15 protein-coding genes and 1 pseudogene are annotated in these 21,400 nt (G+C 35.5%); 10 read left to right on the plus strand and 6 right to left on the minus strand.

Features of this window, described 5'->3' with window-relative positions:
- Positions 1–10: 10 nt before the first annotated feature.
- Positions 11–1,999: an LTA synthase family protein gene (locus BW942_RS11785; RefSeq protein ID WP_000487747.1), complete on the minus strand. Its 1,989-nt coding sequence runs from the start codon at positions 1,997–1,999 to the stop codon at positions 11–13.
- 159 nt (positions 2,000–2,158) lie between these two features.
- Here BW942_RS11785 and BW942_RS11790 point away from each other — a divergent pair, with 159 nt between their 5' ends.
- From BW942_RS11790 to BW942_RS21495, 7 genes are all read left to right on the plus strand, one after another.
- Entirely contained in the window at positions 2,159–2,386 is a 228-nt protein-coding gene (locus BW942_RS11790; protein WP_000376317.1) for a hypothetical protein, read from the plus strand.
- 233 nt (positions 2,387–2,619) lie between these two features.
- Positions 2,620–3,375 (plus strand): TetR/AcrR family transcriptional regulator, encoded by a 756-nt coding sequence (locus BW942_RS11795; RefSeq protein WP_000378131.1) that lies wholly within the window; start codon positions 2,620–2,622, stop codon positions 3,373–3,375.
- Positions 3,376–3,405: 30 nt separating this feature from the next.
- A complete protein-coding gene (locus tag BW942_RS11800) occupies positions 3,406–4,221 on the plus strand; it encodes a hypothetical protein (protein ID WP_001100379.1) in 816 nt (271 codons plus the stop codon).
- On the plus strand, positions 4,221–5,459 hold the full coding sequence (locus BW942_RS11805; protein ID WP_000264232.1) for an FtsX-like permease family protein: 1,239 nt from the start codon (positions 4,221–4,223) through the stop codon (positions 5,457–5,459). Before BW942_RS11800 ends, BW942_RS11805 begins: the two co-directional genes overlap by 1 nt.
- 1 nt (position 5,460) lies before the next feature.
- Positions 5,461–6,174 carry an ABC transporter ATP-binding protein gene (locus BW942_RS11810; protein WP_001161019.1) on the plus strand — a complete coding sequence of 238 codons (714 nt, stop codon included), beginning with the start codon at positions 5,461–5,463 and terminating at the stop codon, positions 6,172–6,174.
- 63 nt (positions 6,175–6,237) lie between these two features.
- Positions 6,238–7,455: a hypothetical protein gene (locus BW942_RS11815; RefSeq protein ID WP_000118751.1), complete on the plus strand. Its 1,218-nt coding sequence runs from the start codon at positions 6,238–6,240 to the stop codon at positions 7,453–7,455.
- A 428-nt stretch (positions 7,456–7,883) separates the two neighbouring features.
- The gene (locus BW942_RS21495; protein WP_000402055.1) at positions 7,884–8,297 is read left to right on the plus strand and encodes a hypothetical protein; all 414 of its coding nucleotides are present in this window, start codon (positions 7,884–7,886) and stop codon (positions 8,295–8,297) included.
- A gap of 439 nt (positions 8,298–8,736) precedes the next feature.
- Here the strand turns inward: BW942_RS21495 and BW942_RS21500 are convergent, their stop codons facing one another.
- The 4 genes from BW942_RS21500 to BW942_RS11850 all read right to left on the minus strand — a co-directional run bounded on the left by BW942_RS21500 (position 8,737) and on the right by BW942_RS11850 (position 12,165).
- Entirely contained in the window at positions 8,737–9,396 is a 660-nt protein-coding gene (locus BW942_RS21500) for a hypothetical protein (protein WP_223809841.1), read from the minus strand.
- A complete protein-coding gene (locus BW942_RS11840; protein WP_002146333.1) occupies positions 9,393–9,872 on the minus strand; it encodes an SWIM zinc finger family protein in 480 nt (159 codons plus the stop codon). The genes BW942_RS21500 and BW942_RS11840 overlap by 4 nt, the downstream gene beginning before the upstream one ends.
- 357 nt (positions 9,873–10,229) lie before the next feature.
- Positions 10,230–11,081, minus strand: a complete 852-nt coding sequence (locus BW942_RS11845; protein WP_000909040.1) for an A24 family peptidase — start codon at positions 11,079–11,081, stop codon at positions 10,230–10,232.
- Positions 11,065–12,165 carry a pyridoxal phosphate-dependent aminotransferase gene (locus BW942_RS11850; protein WP_000895444.1) on the minus strand — a complete coding sequence of 367 codons (1,101 nt, stop codon included), beginning with the start codon at positions 12,163–12,165 and terminating at the stop codon, positions 11,065–11,067. The genes BW942_RS11845 and BW942_RS11850 overlap by 17 nt, the downstream gene beginning before the upstream one ends.
- Positions 12,166–13,347: 1,182 nt before the next feature.
- On the opposite strand from BW942_RS11850, the pseudogene BW942_RS11855 reads away from it, so the two are divergent.
- Positions 13,348–16,379, plus strand: a pseudogene (locus BW942_RS11855) (AAA family ATPase).
- A gap of 543 nt (positions 16,380–16,922) precedes the next feature.
- Entirely contained in the window at positions 16,923–17,501 is a 579-nt protein-coding gene (locus BW942_RS11860; RefSeq protein WP_000515990.1) for a DUF1564 domain-containing protein, read from the plus strand.
- A 387-nt stretch (positions 17,502–17,888) separates the two neighbouring features.
- On the opposite strand, the gene BW942_RS11870 is transcribed toward BW942_RS11860, so the two are convergent.
- Complete coding sequence (locus BW942_RS11870; RefSeq protein WP_000093912.1) at positions 17,889–20,327, minus strand: ankyrin repeat domain-containing protein; 2,439 nt, start codon at positions 20,325–20,327, stop codon at positions 17,889–17,891.
- A gap of 569 nt (positions 20,328–20,896) precedes the next feature.
- On the opposite strand from BW942_RS11870, the gene smpB reads away from it, so the two are divergent.
- Positions 20,897–21,379 carry an SsrA-binding protein gene (gene smpB, locus BW942_RS11880; protein ID WP_000239366.1) on the plus strand — a complete coding sequence of 161 codons (483 nt, stop codon included), beginning with the start codon at positions 20,897–20,899 and terminating at the stop codon, positions 21,377–21,379.
- Positions 21,380–21,400: the final 21 nt, after the last annotated feature.

Genomic DNA, 21,400 nt, shown 5'->3' on the forward strand with positions numbered 1-21,400 from the left:
AGGTTTTTGTTTATGGAGTCGTATTCGGTGACATTATTTTTTGTAATTCCGCGTCCGAAGGAAAAACTATATTTCGATTTAATAAATCGTAGCTTAGGTTTAAATAAGCTTTTGCTTTTTTACTCATTTCTTCACATACGAAAGGATCCTTACTACAAAAATTATTTTTTTCGCGTGGTGGATTGATGTTGTAAGAAAGATCTTCTTTTCCGTCAAAAAATCTTAAGTAAAAAAGTTCTTTTTCTATCCACCCAAATAGATTTCCGTATGCAAAGTAGGCGGTTTTAGTTCTTTCTGGAGCCAATAGGTTTCTGCCCATTGCAGAAAAATAGGCTTTTTTTCCTACAAGCCCTAAAATTGTCGGGATAATATCTAATTGGGAAGCTATAGTTTCGTCTAACGCTGGTTCTACTTTTCCAGGAGCATATATTAGAAAAGGCACATTTCTATCTTCGTAGTAATCTAAATATCTGTGATGCGTATGGTCTGCCACAAAAACGAAAATTGTATTTTTGAAATATCCGGATTTTTCTGCCTGAGTGATAAAGTTGTGAACGGCCCAATCTGCGTAGTTGTAAACGTTTAAGAAATCGTAGTCTCTTGTAGAAGGATCAAAAATCCTAAATTTTTCCGAAGGAGTTCTGTAAGGATAGTGAGTGGTTAGTGTTAGAGCCAAACCTAAAATTGGTTTTTTAGAGGTGGAAATTCGTTCATGCAATAATTGTAATACGTCTGCATCGTCGTATCCCCAAGCTCCTAGTTTAAATCTTCCTAATTTTGTAATTTCCTTTTCTCCGAGTACTGTATCGAAACCCCAATGAGGCATTAGAGTGCTTTTATTATCAAAACTCAAATCACCTCCCGTCACAAAATACGTATCATAACCCATTCTTTTGAATATGTTTCCGATTCCGGAAAAATTTCCTAGAACCTGATGTGTTCTTACAACGGTTAGCCCTGGACGATCTGGAATTCCAGTAAGTATCGACATCATTCCATTAGTCGTTCTCCCTCCTGAAGCGATAAAACGATTATAGAATCTTCCCTTTTTTAAAAGTTGGTTGAAATACGGAGTGATTTCCTTCCCTTCTACAAGTCCGTTCGAAATGGGGCTGATAAATTTTCCGGTCCAGTTTTCCAACATAATTAATACTACGTTAGGTGGTGTCCCTGGATTGGTTTCTTTTTGAACTCGTAAAATTGGATATTTATCGCTGATAAATTCTGCGCCTGCGTAGGCGGTTTCTTTTCGTACAATTGTGATTGCTTCTTGCGTTTCTAACTTGAGGAATTTAGGAATGGATTGGCTTTTTAAATCCATGATGGAAGTAAAAACGCCGTTTAATGCAATGTTGTTAACAAAATTGTTTCCGGAAACAATAGCGTTAGTCGCTCTTATAGGTGATTCTTGGATTCCTCCTCGAATTGCAATGATCGTTATGATCGATACGAGTACAATTTGAATGGTTGTGGATTTCCAAGATTCTTTTTGATAACGATATGGATTGTATTTAAGAAATAACCAAGTAGATAACGGAAGAAAGATGAGTAAAAATATAACTCCTATTAAAAAAGTGATCGTGTTTTGTTCTAATGCGGATTTAAGAATCACACCTAGATCTTTTCCGAGAAATACAAATCCTTCATAACCTATATGTTTATTTGCGTTTTCAAAATAGATGATGTCTGCGATTAGATGTGCTATCATCCAAATTCCTAAAAGCAAAGGAGTATAGCCCCAGAAAAAACGATACAACTTGAATTGATTAAAATAAGGTAAGACGGAGAGAAATGCAAATAATCCGAGTGTCATTCCGATTACTACTAGATCAAAACGAAAACCTAATAAAAACGCGTATGCCAACTCTTGGAAAGGAACTCCTTGAAGTCTATAAGAATAGACCAAAAGAAACGAGATCTTATAAACTAGAAGTATAAGAGCGAAGTAGAGAACATAACCTAAGATAAGTTTAAAGTGGGATGGTAAACGTTGAAACATTCTGACTCTTTTTTAATGGAATAGGAATTGAAAATTTAAACTCTCAAAACGTATACTAGGCTGAAAGGAAGCCGAAGGCTCAAGTCAAAAATAATTAAAAAATAGTTATCACAGAAGTAAAACTCTGAGATCTAAATGAATGTTTTTATTCAGGTTTAGTTGGATAGAGTTATCATTTTGTTCTGGATTGAAAATTCTCAATATAAAGTAAAAGCAAAATTTAGGTTTTGCAATTCAACTACTCTAAGCTCTGCGAGTATTAGAGTTGTTAAAAAATTCGATAGAGGCGTTGAACAAAACTACTTCAATCATTCACTTCATAAAACAGAAACAGATGGAGAATTCATTTTTCAACAACTCTATTTTATTATGAATCGTATGATTTAAGTGAGTTTGTTATATCCAATTAGAAGGTTCTCTAAAGATTTTTGATCCGATTGTTAATTTGAGATTTCTGTTGTCGACTGGTTGGTTCTCAAAAGTGATCTGTTCTCAAAAATCCAATGATGTAAAATGATACCTTTTTAGGATTCGTGACGGCTCACGTTGTCTAAAAATTTAAAAAATTTGAGTCTTGACAAATTTCCTTGTGCAAAATTATAAGTGAGTGATTACTCACCATGGACTCACCAAATCAAGAAATGCATGAAAGTATCGAGCTGGATTCAAAATGGCCCGAAGGACAAAAGAAAATCTTTTTGGCGGCGATTGAAATTTTTGCCCAAAAAGGTTTTTCCGCAGCAACCACGATAGAAATTTCTAAAAAAGCAGGCGTTGCGGAAGGACTGATTTTTAAACACTTTAAAAGTAAAAAGGAACTTCTTTTAAGATTAGTTTCTCCTATTTTAGAAAAGTTTTTTGCCCCACTTACTCTTAGAAGACTACAGACAATGGTCTTTTCACAGAAGTTCACTTCTCTCGAACAATTTTTAACGGCCATTTTTGAAGAGAGAATCGGGTTTGTTCGAAGTAATAAAAATTTGATGCGAATCATTCTTCAAGAAGCTTTTGTCACTTTGGAGGTTCGAAGTCTTTTAGAACGAGTCTTTAGACAAAGAGTGGTTCCTTTGGTTCAAGAACATCTTAAAAAATTTCAAGATGCAGGAATGATTTCTAAAGAAATTTCAATCAGTAGTGCATTTCGTTTGGTTGCGGTCAATCTTGCGGGATTTGTTTTACTTACAGAAATTTTTTATCCACCTAAACCCGAAGACGGCTGGGATCAAGAAACAGAATTAAAAAGAACGATCGAGTTTATTGCAAGAGGGCTGGCTCCTAAAATACAAGAAGTTCCGGCTCCCGTTTTAAAACCTAAGAAAAAACCAACCGTTCGTAAAACTGCGACGAAGGTGAAAAAGAAAAAGAAGAGATCTTAAAATCGCAGTCGATTTTGATCGGGAGTTTTTATGAATGTTTTCATCGATAAAATAAAATATTGGTTTGCGGTCTATAGATCTCTACGTCTTGTGTTTCGGATTCTTTTGCCCCTGATTCCGTTTTTAATTTTGTTTTTATTTTTATCTATGAAAGGTAAAAAGAAGGTGGAGGATTTAGCGGTTATCGGTCCGATTGCGGAAAAAGCTTACGGACTCGGAACCGTTCATTCTTTGGATACGTTTCGATTTAGAGTCGGAGTTCCTACTAAAATTACAAAGGTATTTGTTTTAGAAGGGGATGAAGTTGTTCCTGGCCAGGGGTTGCTTCAGTTGGAAGGATCGACTATCGTTCGTTCTCCGATTCACGGGATCGTCTCCGAAGTCGGTTATCACGAAGGAGAAGTCGCGTTTCAAAATTTTCTAGCGATTGAAGTTTTAGGAATTGGTTCTAAATATTTAATCGTTGCTCTTGACGAACAAATTCTTCTTTCGATTCGTAAAGATCAAAATGCGTTGATTCGTTTTGAAGGAAAACCGAACGAAGTAATTCAAGGACGAGTTCGAGGGACTTTTTCTCACGCGGGACAATTTTTTGCAAGAATCGAAGTGACTCATTTTCCCGAAGGAGTTTTGGCCGGAATGACCGCTGACGTGGCGATAGAAATTGGCAAAAAAGAAAATGTGGTTTTGATTCCTAGGAAATACGAAAAGAAACAGAAAGTTATAATATTCAGAAATGGTAAATCGGTTTCGGTCTCCTTTAAGCCGGGGTTAAAATCGGAACAGTTTGTAGAGGTAAAGGACGGAGACATACAAGCTGGGGATAAACTTTCGGAGGTCCCGTAATGTGGTTTATCGCGATCAGACAAATGTTAGTCAGAGGAAAACAAACTCTGACTACACTCTCGGGGATTGTTTTGGGGACGGCAGCTTTTATCATCATATCCGGAGTTCTTTTAGGATTTAGAGGTTATCTAGTCGATCAGTTAATCAATTCCGATTGTCACATTCGGATTAGCTCTAGACAGGAAATTATTCAACCTAATGCTATGGATGATTTATTTCCAGGGGAAAACGTATTTTGGATTTCTCCCCCTTCTGGAAAACGAGGCTCCAACCATTTAAACAACGCAAGTCTTTGGTATGAAAGATTGGAACAAGATAAAGAAGTGGAGGCGTACTCTCCTCAAGTGAGCGGAAGAATTTTTCTTTTTTCCGGTTCCAATCAAGAAGCGGGAAAAATTATAGGAATCATTCCATCCAGACAAACCTTGATTACTCCTCTTGCAGATTATATCATCGAAGGAAGTGTTGAATCTCTTTCGGCGGGAAATAGAATCGTTTTAGGAGACGGACTTGCAAAACTTCTCGGACTTGGATTGAATAAAACTATCTGGTTGACTTCGGGGTTGCAGGAAAAAACTCCGTTTCGGATTTCTGGAATTTTTCGTTCCGGGAATAAGGCTTTGGACGATGGAATCGCCTACGGGCTGTTATCTGAAGTTCAACTTTTGACGGCTCAGTCTGGGATGATTACCGATATAGCCGTTCGTCTCAAAGACGTAAACCGTTCTCTACAAAAAGCGGGAGAATGGAAAAGTATCAGCGACGATAAAATTTTAAGTTGGGAAGAAGCAAATTCCAATTTTTTTGCGATTTTTAAATTACAAGATGCGATCCGTTATTCTATGACAGCGGCCATTTTGACGGTTGCTGGATTTGGAATATACAATATTTTAAATGTAATTATAAATCAGAAAAAGAGGGAAATTGCGATTCTTCGTTCAATAGGTTATAGACCAAATGAAGTTTTGACTATTTTCCTTTTACAAGGGTTGATTCTTGGAATTTCCGGCGGTTTAATCGGATTGTTGTTAGGTTTTTTAGTTTGTTTAAGAATTGAATCTCTTCCTTTTACAAATCCTCTTTTTTCGGCAGGTGCCGGAAATATGGTGATTTCTTTTGCTCCGGCGATTTATATGCAGGCGTTTATACAATCTATGGCAGCTACTTTGATCGCTAGTTGGATTCCCGCAAGATCTGCCGGAAAACTTTCTCCAATCGAAATCATACGTGGAGAATAAGATGCAATTCGTAAATTCCGGAATTTCCGTAACCGATCTTAGAAAAACTTTTGGTAATTCCGAAATTATCAAAGGTGTTACGCTGGATATAGAGGACGGAGATTACGTTTCTCTTACCGGTAAGTCCGGTTCCGGAAAGAGTACTCTATTGTATATGATCAGTTCTTTAGATCCTCCTAGTTCTGGAACGATTAAAATAGACAAAAAAGATATTTATAGAATGAATGAAGAGGAAATCCACGAGTTTAGAAATAAAAGAATGGGTTTTATATTCCAATTTCATTATCTATTGCCTGAGTTTACTGCAATTGAAAATGTATTGATGCCTGCAAGAAAAGCGGGGCTTTTAAAAGAATATCAGAGTTATGCGGAACATCTTTTAGAAGAATTTGATTTAAAAGATCGGATGAACTATAGAATCAATCGTTTGTCTGGAGGTCAGGCGCAGAGAGTGGCGATTGCACGTGCGCTTGTGATGAATCCTAAATATATTTTTGCGGATGAACCAACCGGCGCTTTGGATTCCACAAATACAAAAGTAGTTATGAATATTTTAGAAAAGGTAAATCGGGAAACCAAAACCACCATCCTTGTGGTAACTCACGATCCCGATTTTGCTTCTAAAACAAAAAGACAAATTCATCTCGTGGACGGAAGGGTTGTTTCTTTAAAAGAGTTTGAAGCGATCAAAAAAAGTGCGAAAACGGCTCGTTAGAATACTGAGATAGAAGAAATTTTCAGATAGGCTTTCTAAGTCTAAGTTTTGATCCTATGTTTTATGAGTTGGAACTTTCCAAAGTTTAAGGCAAGTCTACATAGAAGATGGGAATATTTACTTCCTACCGGGTCTGTTAACGAAACGGAACGGATCGCAAGAAAGGTTGTTTCCGAATCGTATCTTCCAAAAACTCAGATTCCATTTTTGAAAATTCAACATGGCAAAATTTTACTCGAGAACGCTAATTTCAGACAAGCACTTGAACTTTTAGTAAGAATTCCTTGGGTGAGAGATTTTCGATTAAACTTGGGAATGTTTCCATTCAAAAAATCTTTTACTTTTGAAGGATTTGAAAATGCTTTAAGAAAATCTAATATTCTTCCGGAAGAGTGGGGACTTCGTTTTCGTTCACAAGTTAAAGGGCAAAACCAATGGAACTCTGGTAATTTACAGACGCTTTGGGAATCAAGTATTCCACTGTCTTCCAGAATCAAAACCACTGAACTCAGTGCGCTTCTTGTAGAAAACGAAATCATTTTGAATCTCAGTCTTTCTGGAGAACCTCTCAATCAAAGAGGAAATTTTATACCTCTTTCTAAATCGGCTCCGATTCGGGAGGATCTTGCCAGATTTATAATACAAAAAATGCATCATATTCTCCCGGACCCGGATGGAATTTTTGTTCCATTTGCCGGAACCGGGACTTTTGTCCGTGAGGCTGTAGATTCTATTTTAGGAATTGGTTTTACTCATTATACAAGAAATTATTTATTTCAGGACATGGAGGAATTTCCCAATACAACTTGGGATTTTTTAAAAAAGAAAATTCTAAAAAATTCTTTGGAAAACCAAATTAGAGTCTGGTGGAATGAACTGGAAGATGAAATTTTTGAATATTCTAAAAATAGAATAAACTTATATCAAGATTTTTTAAATAACTTAGGATTTTCTGGTTCTTTTCGTTTTATCCAGGATAAAGGCGACTTTTTTCATTTTTCTGCCGAAGATATTTGGAATGCTTCTGGAAGGTGCGAACGAGTCTGGATGTTACTCAACCCTCCTTACGGACTTAGATTAGAAAGGGGTTCTTCGATTGGGTTTTATAAAAAATTGGGAGAAAGACTCAAACATTGGTGGGGACTTCCCTGTGAACTGAGTGGTTTGATACTTTGTCCTGACGAAGATTGTTGGTCTGTTCTGATTCGTAATATGGGAGTTAAGACGGATACGATTCATGTAACCCATGGGGGTTTGGATCTTAGAGTCGTTTATTTTTAAAGGCCTTGGTTTATTATAAAAAGAATCTCTAAGTAAATGAATATTATAGTTGTTGAAAATTAATTTTTTTTGTTTCTTATCCATTGAAAGTGAACGAATAATGTCGTTTTACTAACGTAGACGATGTTATCAATTTATCCAAGAAAAGTTAGAATATATTTTTGTAGTGAAAATTTTACGAATCAGACGTATAAAAATAGTGCTGAAAATTAACGGTTGATTTTACAAAGATGTGGAAGTCCTCAAAAATTGCGTCTAACTTTGATTGTTTGAAGTGGATTCTACATTCTAACTTTTGGAGCAAGTTCGTCTTAGTATTATTTTTATGTATCGAGTCGTAAGTAACGAGATTCAAACTTTGAGTATGATCGGAGGTAAAACTTTCAAAAGATGTAAATCCAGATAGGATTCGCTTAAAATAGACTTTTATGGAAATCGAAAAAAGAACGGTAAAATTTAAAATAAACAAAGATCGTATTTTTGAATGTGAAATGACATTGACTGAGTTGGATGATACGGATTTGGTCGATATAAAATTTGTAATCGACAATCAAAATTTCCATTTTACGAACCATGATTATTTTTCGACCTTGGTAGAGGTTAGAAGAAAATTAGAAACCATGAATATTCAGATTTACTGTAATGGTGCTGCTAGAAATATTTATCCTTCTAGTATGCAACGTTCGATGGGGACTGGAAGGACGGCCTATCAATTGTATTTGGGAGAACAGGCGAAATCAAAGGATATAGTTGATATATTCGATTGTGACAATCATTTGGAGTTTGTGACCGTGGATGAACAAGAAAAATTTTATAGAGATTGGATTTCTAGTTTAGCGTGAATTTATAAAAAATTAATGTTTTTCGTTTTTGTACACATTCCTTGAGATATTTTCGAAATTTAAAATATCAAAGAGAAGATTCGGGTTAGAACTTTAAATTATTATGGAAGTTTGATGCTTCTGTTCGACATTTTAACGGATGGTTCGTTTAAGCTTATATTTGCGAAAAGTAAAATATTTGAATCTAGAGAATTGATTTCTTTGTGTGTAAATTAAAAACAACGTTGGTTTTGGACGATTTAAATTGAGTTCATTTTGTAACTACTCATAATTATATAACGTGTTACCCAATATTTTGTTTTGAAACAGGATCTTGTAATTAAAATTTACGGTAATCAATTTTATAATGATCAATAGAATTTGCCGTAAAAAATCACATGTGAGATTTTAAGGTTACTAAATAAGTTTTTCTTTTTTTAGTTCTGCTAATATGACCGATTTATGGGAAAAGGCGTTTAACCAGGGACGAAACCGAATTTTTTCCCTTAGAAGAGGAGGCGATTTGTTTCATTATTTGTATGAGTCTCTTGTATTGATTTCTGGAATTAGCATAAATGGCTTCTTTTTTGAAGTAATCGATTCCTTTTTTACTTTGCCCAAACTTTTTAAAAAGTTTATAAATTTCAATAATAATTCTTTCCATACGATACGGATTGTCTTTTGCATAATTTAGTTCTTGTTCCAAAACCTTTTGAAGACGTTTTAGTTGTTTGGAATTTAAATCTAGACATATTATAATATCATAATAGTCATCTGAACGACCGAAATCTTGTGTGGCTTTGTTCTGATATAGATGAAGACAAATTTCGAAAATTTCATCGCATAGTGTTGGATGTTTTCGAACTGACTTTCGAATCATTTCTAAAACATCCTTTACCAGATCATCCATGGTATAATGGTTGGTATCGTCCATATTCATGGACGCCTCCAATGCTATTTCTGCGCAGGCGGAAGCGAGATAAAGGGCTTCTTTTGGTTTTATTGGATAAAGTCTTTTTGCCTGATCTAGAAAACGATTCATTTCTTTTTGGAATTCAAAGCTGGTTTGATAATCGATGAAATCAAATTCATCTAAAAAAGAATGATACATTTTCGTCACTTCTTCCAAATAAGAAGCTCTTGATTTAGAATCGGATTGTGAAAAAAAATTGTCAATTCTTTATAAAAACGAGGATCTGAGCCCGCTTTTTCTAAAAGAAATTTTACGAGATCCTTTTGGGATACACTCGGAAGAATTTTTGAAAGTTCTGGTTGTTTTGTTTTATCTTTACGATTGATAAAACCGGAAAATACAATTTGTAAAATGGCGGCGACTGCGTGTTTACAATAGACATCCATATCATATGGACAATTACATATCACCTTCGTTTTTTTGGGTGAAGAAATTTGAATTTCTAATTCATACACAGCGCTAGTTCCGGATACTTTCATATAATAATGATTCTGTTTCGTTTCTAATAGGTCGTGAACTTCTCCAAAGTTAAAAAGTTCGATTCCTCTTTTTATGATCGTGTCTGATGGTAGTGATTTGGTTACTTGACTTAAGGCTTCTTTTGCTTTTTTGAGACTTAGCATACGTTTTCTGATGTTTCGTATTTGATTAGGTTTACAACAAATTTTTTGATTCTTTTATCGAATAACTATAATTCAGAGACAAGAGTTTATTATAAGTATACACTGAGCTCTTATAAATTACGGATTTATCAGTTCAACTTTGAAATTTGTGGGAACTCTTACAAATTGAGTACTTACGGTAGATCATAAAATTTAAGAGTTTATTTTAAAACCTCGAAAGACATAAAAGATAATTTATAAAAATTTTATATACTATTAGACTCTATAAAATTGAGCGCCATAAATATTTGACACAAAATTCTATTTTTATTTCGGAGTAAAATATTATATATTTTTAATATATATCAGAATAAAAAATCAATCAGAATTTGAATATTCTGAAAATAAGGTAAATGGGGCCAAGTCCGATTCAAAAAAAATTCTGCTCAAAAAAGTAAAAAACAATCCGATCCCAAAATACAAACCCATTGGAATTGGAGTTTTACGAATACTTTTCCCTCTTTCTCTGAGAATGATTGTAAATAAAACGGCAGGAATATAAGAAGCGTTTAAAAAAAACATCCACCAGGGATGGCCTGCTATAAAAGCATAAATTGGGGCGAATAAAACGTCCCCGAATCCAATCCCGCCCGGAAAGAAAAAAAATAAAACCAAGAAAGTGAAAAAAAAACCACCTAACACAAATAAATCGTTTAGGCTCGGAAGTTTGCCGTCCAAAAGAAAAATGGATATAACTCCAAAACATAAAATCCAAGGAAGATTTTCGTAGTCCAAAGAAAAGTGGAATGCGTCTGTTAAACAAGAGATCAGAAGGTGGCCACATAAAAATAAAAATGTAAAACTAAATGAAAGATTTTTTGTTATGGTAAAACAAAAGACAAAAATACAAACGAATAAAAATTCGACCAAAGGAAACAGAATATAAATCTTTTTATTACAATATTTACATGTACCTTTAGAGATAAAAAAACCGATGATTGGAAGTAATTCCGGATAACGTATTTTTTTTCCACAATGGTCACAGGAGCTGGGAAATGTGAAAATCCGTTTCCATTTTTGAAAAAAAGTTAATGACTTTCTTTGTTTTCCATAATAGGTTTCTAATATTCTAAAACCTAAAGTAACGTAAAAACTTCCTAAGGAAGCTGCTCCTAAACTTCCGAAACCGAGGATTATCCAAAAAGGAAAAGAATCAGGCGAGATCAACAAGCGCCGAGATTCCCCGTTTTAGATTTTCCCATTCGGATGCAAAACTGATTCGGATGTAATTTTTAGAACTGGTAAAAATATATCCAGGTACCAAAATCAATTCTTTCTCTTTAACCGCTTTTAGGATAAAGTCTTCGTCCTTTTCTTTGATTTTAATAAAAAAGTAGAACGCACCTTCACTTTTTGTAATTTCGTAATGATCTTTCAAAGATTCAAAAACAAAGTCTCTCTTTTCTTTATAATCTGCTATGTAGGGACTCATATCGGTTTTAAGTGCTTCGATCCCCATCCATTGAGTTATGGAAGGGGCACATACAAGAGTATATTGTTGCAAAGTAGTTAAGGTTTTTGTAATGGATTCTGGGGCCAGTATAGATGCCAAACGAAGTCCCGTCATACTATATGTTTTAGAAAAACCCGAAAGTGTGATCGCCTTTTCATAAAAAGAACCGACCGAAATAAATTTTTTATCGTAATCGAATTTTTCGTAAATTTCGTCCGAGATTAGATAAGCTCCTGTTTTTTCTGCAAGTTCTGCGAGAGCTTCCAGTTGTTTTTTAGAAAGAATTTTTCCAGTAGGATTAGAAGGGGAGGAATAAATAATGATCTTGAGTTTTTTATTTGCAAATTCTTTTAACTCTTCCGGTTCGAAAGACTCGTGAATTGAATTCATCTTACCTCCGTAAATTTTGATGTAGGCTGGATACATCAAAAAGTGAGGAGTTATTACCAAACATTCGTCACCTTCGTTTAACAATGCGTTGAATAAAAGAAGAAATGCAGAACTGATTCCGGATGTAACTAAAATTCTTTCTGGTTTTGCATAAGAAATTTCATTTTCATTTTTGTATTTTTCAGAGAGTGCGCTTTTTAATTCAGGAATTCCTCCGGTAAGAGTGTAGGCGGTTTTACCTTCTTTCAAAGCTTTTGATCCGGCTTCTATGATATTTGAAGGACAAGGAAAATGGGGTTGTCCTATCGAAAGATTGATTGGGTTTTTAAGTGTTCCTGCAAGTTCAAAAGCTTTGCGAATTGCAGAAGTATCCAAACCTTGGATACGATTGGCTAAAACATATTCTAACATACGAATAACTGATAACAGAAGATAGGTCTGGTAGTCAATGTTTTATACAAAATTAAAGATCTAACTATACTTTAACGATACACTTTTTGACAGTTGGACTCTGGTTTTAGATTTTTGTAGAAGCCTAGATTATACTCAAATTTATAAAATAATTTATTGGGATTTTAATTTATTCTGGAACTTGGAAAATACACTTTCGCAAATCATAAAATAAAACTTCTATTTAGAACGTAGTTTTATTTTTTTTTACAATCAAATTGTATTACTCGGAATTATATAATAGAATACACAATCCAATAGTTTACACTTCAATAATAGAGTTGTTGAAAAATTCCATAGTTCAGATTAACAAAACCGCTTTAATTGTTCGTTTCCATAAAATAGAAACAAATGGAGAATTAATTTTTCAACAATTCTAATGTAAATTCAGTGTAAGAAAACCGGGGCGAATTCGGCTCTGCCAGACCGCACTTTCTGCTCCATTCAATAAATTGTATAAAATAAACGTTATGCAATCTATCATTTTTGAGTGTGCTCCAAAACCGTCCCATGAAGGAACTACTACGAAAATTTAATGAGATTAAAACTACTTGAAAGTTTACAAGTTGCAAAATGCGATTTAATTTGTAGGAATACTGTAGTTTATTAAAAATTTCTAAAGAATTATTGTATAAAAATTTTTGAAGTTTTCGGAAACGTTCTTAGTTTCAATTTAGAACACGATCTGTCGAGCGCCCATAGAAGCGAGACGCTGAGTTACTTCGAGCGCCCATAGAAAAGCGAGACGCTGAGTTCGAGAGAGCGTTCTACACCTCAATTGCTTTCGCATTGTATTTTACCGAATACGCGTTCCTCTACGATTTATCACAATATTTATAGATACTCGATTTTATAGAAACGAGTAGTATATCATAAAATTAGAATATATTTTTATTATTTGTGATTTGTAAGAATCTACGATTAGAAGTCGTTTTAAAAATACTCAATTTTTATTTAAAAAATTATAGAGTGTTTTTTGAAAGTATTTTTGAGAAAAGTCTTTTTGTGGAGTTAGATTTCCTCTTTGGATTGTTTAACTCAATTGATGATAGAGAGTAACTTTCTCATCTGTTCTTTAGATTTGAATTTTTAATTACTAAGAATTCAGGTTGCCATAGACTCCTGTAGGAGAATACTTGAGTTATGGAAACCGTAAAAATCGCCGGACTGAATATTCCAGTTTCAAAATCCGGAATCAAAGTAACCAATCTCGGATCAGATCTAGTCGAAACCGATTCTACCGTTCGTAATCTATCTAATATTCTTTATCCTTTGTTAGAAGGAAAGCCGATCCTTCTCGTTGGAGACGCAGGAGTCGGAAAAAATGCTCTTATTTATTATATTAATCACAAAAGAAAACACACGACTGCAAGATTTAGTTTTAACGAAGATACTCTTCCAGAAGATCTGATCGGTTCGTATCGAATTTTGATGGATGGAAGAGGATTTGTCTGGTCGGACGGACCTCTTACTTCTGCGATTCGTTCGGGTCATAGTTTTGTAGCCGACGAAATGAATCTTTGTCCTCCCCATATCATCAAACGGTTTTCTACAGTTTATGAGTCCGCCTATTTAGAGTTAATCGAAGGGGACGGTTCTAAAATTTACTGTAAGGAAGGTTTTAATTTTATAGGAACACAAAATCCATCGGAAGGTTTTGAAGGAAGAAAACCACTTCCGTTTGACATTACTCGTTTTTTCTCGGTTATTTTTATAGATCCTCATACTCCTGATGAAATTTTATTTATCTTGAAAAAATTGTATCCGGCTTTGAGCGAATCTTTACTTCGATCTTGTATTAGAATTTCATTAGAAACGGAAAGTAGGGTTGTAACTGGTAAACTCGGAAAAGGTGATCTCGAAAAATATCATTTTAATATTCGAAATTTAAAAAAACTTTGTAACCGTCTGATTGGTTTAAAAGCGGACACAAGCGAACTTCAATTTAGGGAATTTTGGAATTTTTACGTGGAACCTTTTCGGAAGAAGGAAGATAGGGATTTTCAGATTGAATTATTGTTAGGCGAATCCGGTTTAAAAATGATTCCAGAACTTCCAGAACCTAGTTTTCAAGTTCATAAAGGATTTTTTTATTGTAACGATAAAATGATTCCTGTCGCCGATGAAAACAAGGCAAAAAAATTGTTAAGCGAAGTTCCGCTTCCTTTAAAACTCAGAGAGTTTTCCGAGAAAATTTTTGCCGCAATTCAATTTCAAGAAAACGTATTGATCGAATATTCGGAAGAACAGGATCCTCAGATTCTTCTCCCTCTATTTACTGAAATTTCAGGACTGCCTTTAGAAACGGTAAGTCTTTGTAAAGGAATTCATACTTCTGACATCATAGGAGCTTTGAAGCCTATTGACGGTTCCAAAGTAGATTGGGTAGACGGTCCACTCACTCGTGGGATTCGAGAAGGTGGAAATATACTTATTACCAATTTAGAAGCAGCAGGTGCGGAGCTAGTAGAAAAATTGAATATGTTAACTGATGACGCTCGTTCTCTTACTCTTCCTCCGGAAAGTGGAAACAGTGAACCGATTCAACTGACGGAAAGTTCCAGAATTTTCGCACTTAAACTTTTTCGAAAATCTAAATCTAATCCTACTATTTCCAGAGCGTTTAGAAATCGTTTTACGAGTGTGTTGTTTCCGGATCTTGAAGACGAAAAAACGTTAACCGAAATATTATCCTTTTATCTTCCAGGAAATAGTTTGATCTTGAAGATGGTGAACTTTCATACGAAAATACGAGATCTCGCTAAAAAAAGAACGATCGGTTCGGCTAATTTATTGCCGTATCTATTCGGACTTTCTAATCTCCTTTTTTGGAAAGATCATATTCTACGTTATGCGGAAGAGAAAGGTGGAGAAGCCGGTCTGAAAGAAACCGCGGTTCGAGGTGGAAAGATCGCTTATACGAATCAGATCGCAGACCCAAAGGAAAGAATGGAACTCGAAAAAATTCTGGATTTTCAAATTTCTGGAATCGAGGTAGAATCCGATTTCTTCAAGGTTCTTGAGGATAAGAAAAAAAAACTCTGACGACGGTCTCAGACATTGAAAAAAAACGTTGGTGGGATCCTGAACTTCATAAAAGAGAAGCCTTAACCGGAAAGGCAAAACTTCTCAACTCCGGTAATCCTCTCAAAAGAGGAATCGAAATTGATACTCCTGAAACCGGGGGACAAATCAAAGAAGGCGCAGACGCTTGGTATGGCCAAGATACTCGAGGCAACAAGGGTCAAGGCGAACCTGCGGGCGGAGGTGGGGCCTGGGGTTATCGTACGGAAGAACTTTATAAACAATTTCTTGCCAAACGTAAAATTCTTTGGGAATACACAATTCAAGTTTCTTTAAAAGAGTTTAAAGAAGTATTTGGTCAGAGTCTCGAAGAAATAGAACTCAACTTAGATAGGCTTTTTGATCCGGAGATAGATATTACTAGAATGTATCGTAATGAAGGAAATCGAATCGATACTAGGAAATATATTTCCTTTTTATCCGGAAGAGGGGATTCAAAAGTATTTGATCGTACGATCATAGACAAGAACGAAGAAAAACTAAAAGGTGTGGAAGTTGCATTTCTTGTTTCTAAGTCCAGAAGAATCTTTAACTTTGAATATGCGGTCGCGGTAATTTCTGCGATGCTTTCTTCAGCCTATATTTTAAAAGAACATGAAGTAGATTTTTCGATCCATGCGTATTCGGATCGAAACAATAAAAAAGATAGAATTGACCTAATTCCAATTAAACGTTTAGACGAAGTTTACGACGAAACCAAGGAAGAAGAGATGTTCAATTATCTGAGAACCGACTGGCAGGGAGATTCGGTGGAGGAATATCAACTTCTTGAAAAAGTGGAATCGTATTTTTCTCCGGAAGCACAAACTAAAATTGTAGTGATGATTTCCGATTTTAGAGGACAAAGAGGTAAGGCGGAAGTTTCCGATGAAATCAATTCCAGGGATAACCGCAAACTACATGCAGAAATTCTAAAAAATCAAAATCGCAACTATGTATTTTTAGGAGTAGGGCTCGGAAGAAGATACATTGCGGAACATTTATTTCAGGATTCCGTCCAGATTACTTCGGATAATTTTTACAATATGCCAAATCTGATCGGAACGGAGCTGGGCAGATTGATTTTGACTCATCATAGTATGAGGAATTAATCGGACATTGATTCGGCGATTTTACTGCATTCTTGGGAATTTTTTCTTAGGGTTTTTGTTTTTTTAACGCGAGTTCGGTATAACGAATGCGAAAGCGATTGTAGCGAAAATTTCGAAGAAATTGCAGCGGAAAGCGCGGTCGCGAGCATTTCAAGTAACGAGTGGTTAGGAGCTAGGGATTAGCGAACTTCGTAAAGTTTTAACCACTCGCCACTAATCCCTAGCAACTTGTAACGCGAGCGATTCGCCCAAATATTCTTACGCCGAACTCACGTTTTTTTAGATCAGATTTCTAAATGATTATGAATTTACTGTGAGTTCCCGCGTTTTGTGGAAGATCTTGAACTTTGTAAGAGTTCCTACATTTTACAGTTCTTCCTAAAAAAAATTAGTTTTTACCAAGTAGGATTTTTTACGGTCCTGCTCACGTTATCTGGGATTTCAAATGCCTTTTAGAAGGAACCTTTTGTATTTTTTTCCATTCTATCGATTTTTTTTCCGCTTCGCCGGTTTTTTCCACAACTCGGAAGAACCGTTTTAGGTATGGGAAAAATCTTTTTCGACACGGATCAAAAAATCCAATCCAAATTGTTAGAATCCAAAACGGAAACCGAAACCATTCTGTTTCCGGAATCGTATCTGAAAACATTGACGTTGGAACAAAAGAAAGCGCTTCCAAAGAGAATTCTTCCTCTTTTGAAACGATATCAGAAGTTTTTGGCTTCTCAGAGAAGGATTAATCGTAAGGCCGGGAAGATTTTGTATCAAAAAAATCGAGGCAAAATGATTCGTATGAACATGAGAATCGATTGTAAAACTTGGGCTCTTCTGGGCGTTATTTCTGCTACTCATGGTGTTTCCAGATGTTTTATGGTGAATTATCTTTTGTGGTTGGATGATTCGAAGGTGGGGGATTCCATCGATAAAGCTTTGAATGTGGGATGTCCACCCTTCCACAGTTCGTACAGTTATGTCTGGCACCTCGATCTTGCTCAAAACAGGATCATTAAAAGTTTACGATTCCATCCGAACCCAATCTTAGTCTCTTCCGAAAGAAAAAGGTGGTTAAAAATTCCTTCTAAAACGAACGAAGCGAAATTCTTCCGAATTCTTAGATTCTAAACTCGAAACTTCGATTCAAAAGACTGCGAAATCAAACTGACGAGGGAAAATGAAAATATTCACGTCGATTCTTCGTATTCTTTAGAATCTTTAAAATGGCAAAAATAAAAATCTTTCGAATTGGGTACTATTGGAATTTAAAAAATACTAAAAGAATCATTGTCCATCCGATTTTTGCACAAAATCTCTGTTTTGCGGTCATCATCAAAATTTAAATCCCATTTTAACGTGAGTTAGGTGAGAAAGAATTTTCTAAAATTATGAGTTCCCACTTCATGTTACGGACAGACCTAAGTTTTGTGGTAGTTCCCACATTTAAGGAATCAATCTGTAAAATCCAGACTCCAACTTTTTTCGGAGTCATGGTCCTTACATCGAACTTACGTTTTACTCATGTTCGTATAAATACGATTCCTCATGCAGTTCCGGAAAAACGGAGTCTAATTTTAATTTTTTGATTTTTTCTCGCATCTTTTCTTCAAAGAACCACGTAAAATAAAACCCTCTACAGGAATAGTCGGAAAAATTCTGGGATCGTAATAAGGATATTAGGTTTTTAGAATCGGAGTTCATAATCTTTGCGACTGCACAACTGGTTCTGTAAGTATATCCGTCCATTCCAGAGTTCTCTACAATGTGATCTTCGTCTAAAGAACGAACTTTGAGAGAAAATCCCTTTTTCAAAAGAATCTCTAAAAAAGATAGATCGTAGGTTACTTTGACGGGCTTGTTCAAATACCTCTCAATCTTGATTTCACGAAGCAGAGGAGATTTTCGAAGAGAGTTGTATTCTTCCAAAAGATACGAAAGAATTTTTGAATCTCCTTTTGCCAGTTTTAACTCTTCCACATCGATCACCGCTCCCTGATCGAGTAGTTTTTGGATTTCAGTTTTATTCTTTGCTAAAATTGCTTTTTGGAGCGAGGCTTTTCGTTCGTCTTTCGCTCCGAAAGAGAGAAGAAGTTTTTCTAAATTTTTCAGTCCATATTTTCTCGTAGCGTCCAATGCGGTTGTACTGTCGCTCCAGCGATGTTGCGAGTAAACATAACAATTGGGACTGGCCCCCATTTTAAGAAGGATGGAAATTCTTCTTAAACTTCGTTCACGTGTTTTGGGATCTTTAGACTCGCTTTCATCTGGTATCTCCGAGCAAAGAGGGGAGTAATCAATCCAATCGCCTTTTCCTGGATTTGCACCAATCGAATGAAGTAACTGATATAGCTTCTGTTCCTCTTTTACATCTTCACAACGAACATTATAAAAATGTTTCGAAAAACCTTTCGGGCCTGTGAGTTGCCAAAGAGATGGTTGAGAGGGTAATTTTTCAAGCAAATCCGATCTGCACTCATTCAAGGCGAAATTGATCTTAACATGACTATCTATCGTTCTCAAAGAAGAACCAATCAGCTCGATTTTTTTTCCTTTTTGAATCGAACGAAGCCAAAGTTTCAATTCTTCCGGATCCTTCGGAATCCCTTCACGATCATATATGTCGAATTGCCAATAGCTAACCGGCGGTATCGGATATCGGTTCGCTAATGATTTCATCAGTTTTGGATCGCTTTCGAAATCAAATACCGTTAACCAGAGATTTGATTCCAACCATTCCAAAGCCGGTAGTGTGGGTTGGTTCAGAAACGATTCTAAAATCGTACGAATTGTAGTACTGTTGTCGTTTTCGTAGTTTATTAGAAAAATTGCATGGAAAGCGGTGCTCGGATTTTTATCATTGAGGTTTAAAAGAAAACGATCGATTTGGTTCCAATCTTCTTGTTTTTTGAATTTCTGAAGTTCATAGTATTGAAAAGGAGTCAGTCCGAAACGATTCGAGCGGTTGAGATCGATTTGGTTTGTCTTGCAGTATTGGAAAAAAAACTCGGAAAAATCATTACTATTATTGTCATCGTTTAAATCGCCTAACAATAAAAAAAGAGCGGTCCTCCCATCTTTATACTCTCTATCAAGAGGAGTTCCTTGTTCAATCAAATAGATAGTAATTGCTTTGATATCCTTTGAGGTTAAATGACGACTATATGTGTCTGACGTTATGGTCCCGAGCTCTTGTTGAAAACCTAAAAGATGATACAACGCGTCTCTTCCGTGTTTGTCTACGGAAGAAACGGAAACATTCTTTTCCATGAAGAATCGAATTGCGTCTAAATTTTTACATCGGATCGCATGCATCAAAGGAGTTACCCCGCTAATGGTAGGGGCTTCTATCGTAGATCCAGAGTTTACTAAGAATTCTATAAATTCTCGATTGCACCCTGCCACTGCGGTATAAATCGGTAAAAATCCTTTTTTTGTAGGTCGATTGAAATCCACTCCGGCGTTTTTTAATAATTTTAAGATAGGAAGAGAACAAAGATCTGCCGCTAAAACCGCAGGGCTGATTCCGGATTTTGTTTCTAAATACGGGTCTGCCTTGGCGTCTAACAATGCTAATACGGATTCCAAACTTAAACCGTAGACTGCGGTAATGAGAGGAGTTTCTCCCCGATCATCCGAAAGATTCGGATCGGCGCCTTTACCCAAAAGGAATCGTACAAAGGATACGTCGTTGTTAAAGACCGCTTTGTGAAGGGGTGTTTCTCCTAAGAAAAATTGTCTTGGATCTTTGGCATGAATGGACGCTCCTTGTTTCAAAGCCTTTTGTGCGAGTCTTTGATTTCCGCTGATGGCTGCGGAAAGAATCTTTCGATCTGCCTTGGATATGGATTTTCCGAAAACCTCTGAGGAAAATAAAATTAGAAAGATCGAAAGTAGGAAACATAGACTTTCATTTAGAAATTTATTTTTATACAAAAGACTTATGAAAGATGACATAATATTGTTGTCGGTAGGATTGATAAAACATTATATCTAAATTTAAAAACAAAGGGAATGTTCGTTTATCAAACGAGAAAAACATTTGGCTGAAACAAGCGCAAAACCGTTTCTATGAAATAAAATTGTAGTGGATTTCAATTTGGAAGTTCTATCGCGTGCGATGGAAAACTCATTCGTTGCAAATTTGCACTTCGTATGAGTTCCCACATTTCAAAATCTTACAGAAAAACTTTCTTGCAAACCTAATTTCTAACAGCTTATCCATTCATCCCTAAAACGTAGTAGTTCCCACATTTTACAGAAATTGGCCGTCTGTAGACGTAAAAAAAGGATGCGATTGTGGGAACTCCTACGATAAGGTTTTATTAGAGAAGAGTCAAAGTGATTTGAAATAAGGAACCGAAAACAAAAAAATTGAATCAACCGAGATTGTTTAAGGGTAGAGAACGGCGAATTAAAAAAGACTTCAATTTTTTAAGAGTTTTTATAAAGGCTGCATAACGGTGCTTTGGAAAAAATTTTTTTCCTGAATTGATACAAATTAAACCGCTGGTTTCATAAAAAATATGGTAAAGAAAAAAGAAGAATCTGGGCATTCCCCGCTAGTCAATAAAAAGGCAAAGTTCAACTTCGAATTAATTTCATTTCTAGAGGCGGGGATCGTATTGTCCGGATCCGAAGTTAAAAGTCTACGTGATAAAAAAGGAAATCTAACAGACGCATTTGCGAAGATCAAAAATGGAGAAGTGTTTTTAGAAAATTTTTCTATTGCTCCCTATAAAAACGGAGGGTATGCAAATCATCCAGAAATCAGACCTAGAAAGCTTTTATTACATAAGAAGGAAATTGAAAAGTTAGAACGTCAAGTAAAGGAGAAGGGTTTGGTTTTAGTTGCCACTAAAGTTTATTTTAAAAATAATCTTAGGGTCAAAGTGGAAATTGCAGTAGGTAAGCCTAAAAAGTTACACGATAAACGGGACGATTTACAAAAAAAAGACGCTCAACAAGAAATTGCACGCGCATTGAAATCATCCAATCGTTATCAATGAACGACCGCAAAAATTAGGATT

It is taken from the genome of Leptospira interrogans, assembly GCF_900156205.1.
GTDB classification, from domain to species: domain Bacteria; phylum Spirochaetota; class Leptospiria; order Leptospirales; family Leptospiraceae; genus Leptospira; species Leptospira interrogans.

Bases quoted from the DNA above. Each gene is read 5' to 3' on its own strand.
- BW942_RS11785 (WP_000487747.1), bottom strand. From the start codon at position 1,999: ATGTTTCAACGTTTACCATCCCACTTTAAACTTATCTTAGGTTATGTT.
- BW942_RS11815 (WP_000118751.1), top strand. From the start codon at position 6,238: ATGAGTTGGAACTTTCCAAAGTTTAAGGCAAGTCTACATAGAAGATGG.
- BW942_RS11870 (WP_000093912.1), bottom strand. From the start codon at position 20,327: ATGTCATCTTTCATAAGTCTTTTGTATAAAAATAAATTTCTAAATGAA.
- BW942_RS11805 (WP_000264232.1), top strand. From the start codon at position 4,221: ATGTGGTTTATCGCGATCAGACAAATGTTAGTCAGAGGAAAACAAACT.
- BW942_RS11850 (WP_000895444.1), bottom strand. From the start codon at position 12,165: ATGTTAGAATATGTTTTAGCCAATCGTATCCAAGGTTTGGATACTTCT.
- BW942_RS11810 (WP_001161019.1), top strand. From the start codon at position 5,461: ATGCAATTCGTAAATTCCGGAATTTCCGTAACCGATCTTAGAAAAACT.
- BW942_RS11795 (WP_000378131.1), top strand. From the start codon at position 2,620: ATGGACTCACCAAATCAAGAAATGCATGAAAGTATCGAGCTGGATTCA.
- BW942_RS21495 (WP_000402055.1), top strand. From the start codon at position 7,884: ATGGAAATCGAAAAAAGAACGGTAAAATTTAAAATAAACAAAGATCGT.
- BW942_RS11860 (WP_000515990.1), top strand. From the start codon at position 16,923: ATGGGAAAAATCTTTTTCGACACGGATCAAAAAATCCAATCCAAATTG.
- BW942_RS11840 (WP_002146333.1), bottom strand. From the start codon at position 9,872: ATGCTAAGTCTCAAAAAAGCAAAAGAAGCCTTAAGTCAAGTAACCAAA.
- smpB (WP_000239366.1), top strand. From the start codon at position 20,897: ATGGTAAAGAAAAAAGAAGAATCTGGGCATTCCCCGCTAGTCAATAAA.
- BW942_RS11800 (WP_001100379.1), top strand. From the start codon at position 3,406: ATGAATGTTTTCATCGATAAAATAAAATATTGGTTTGCGGTCTATAGA.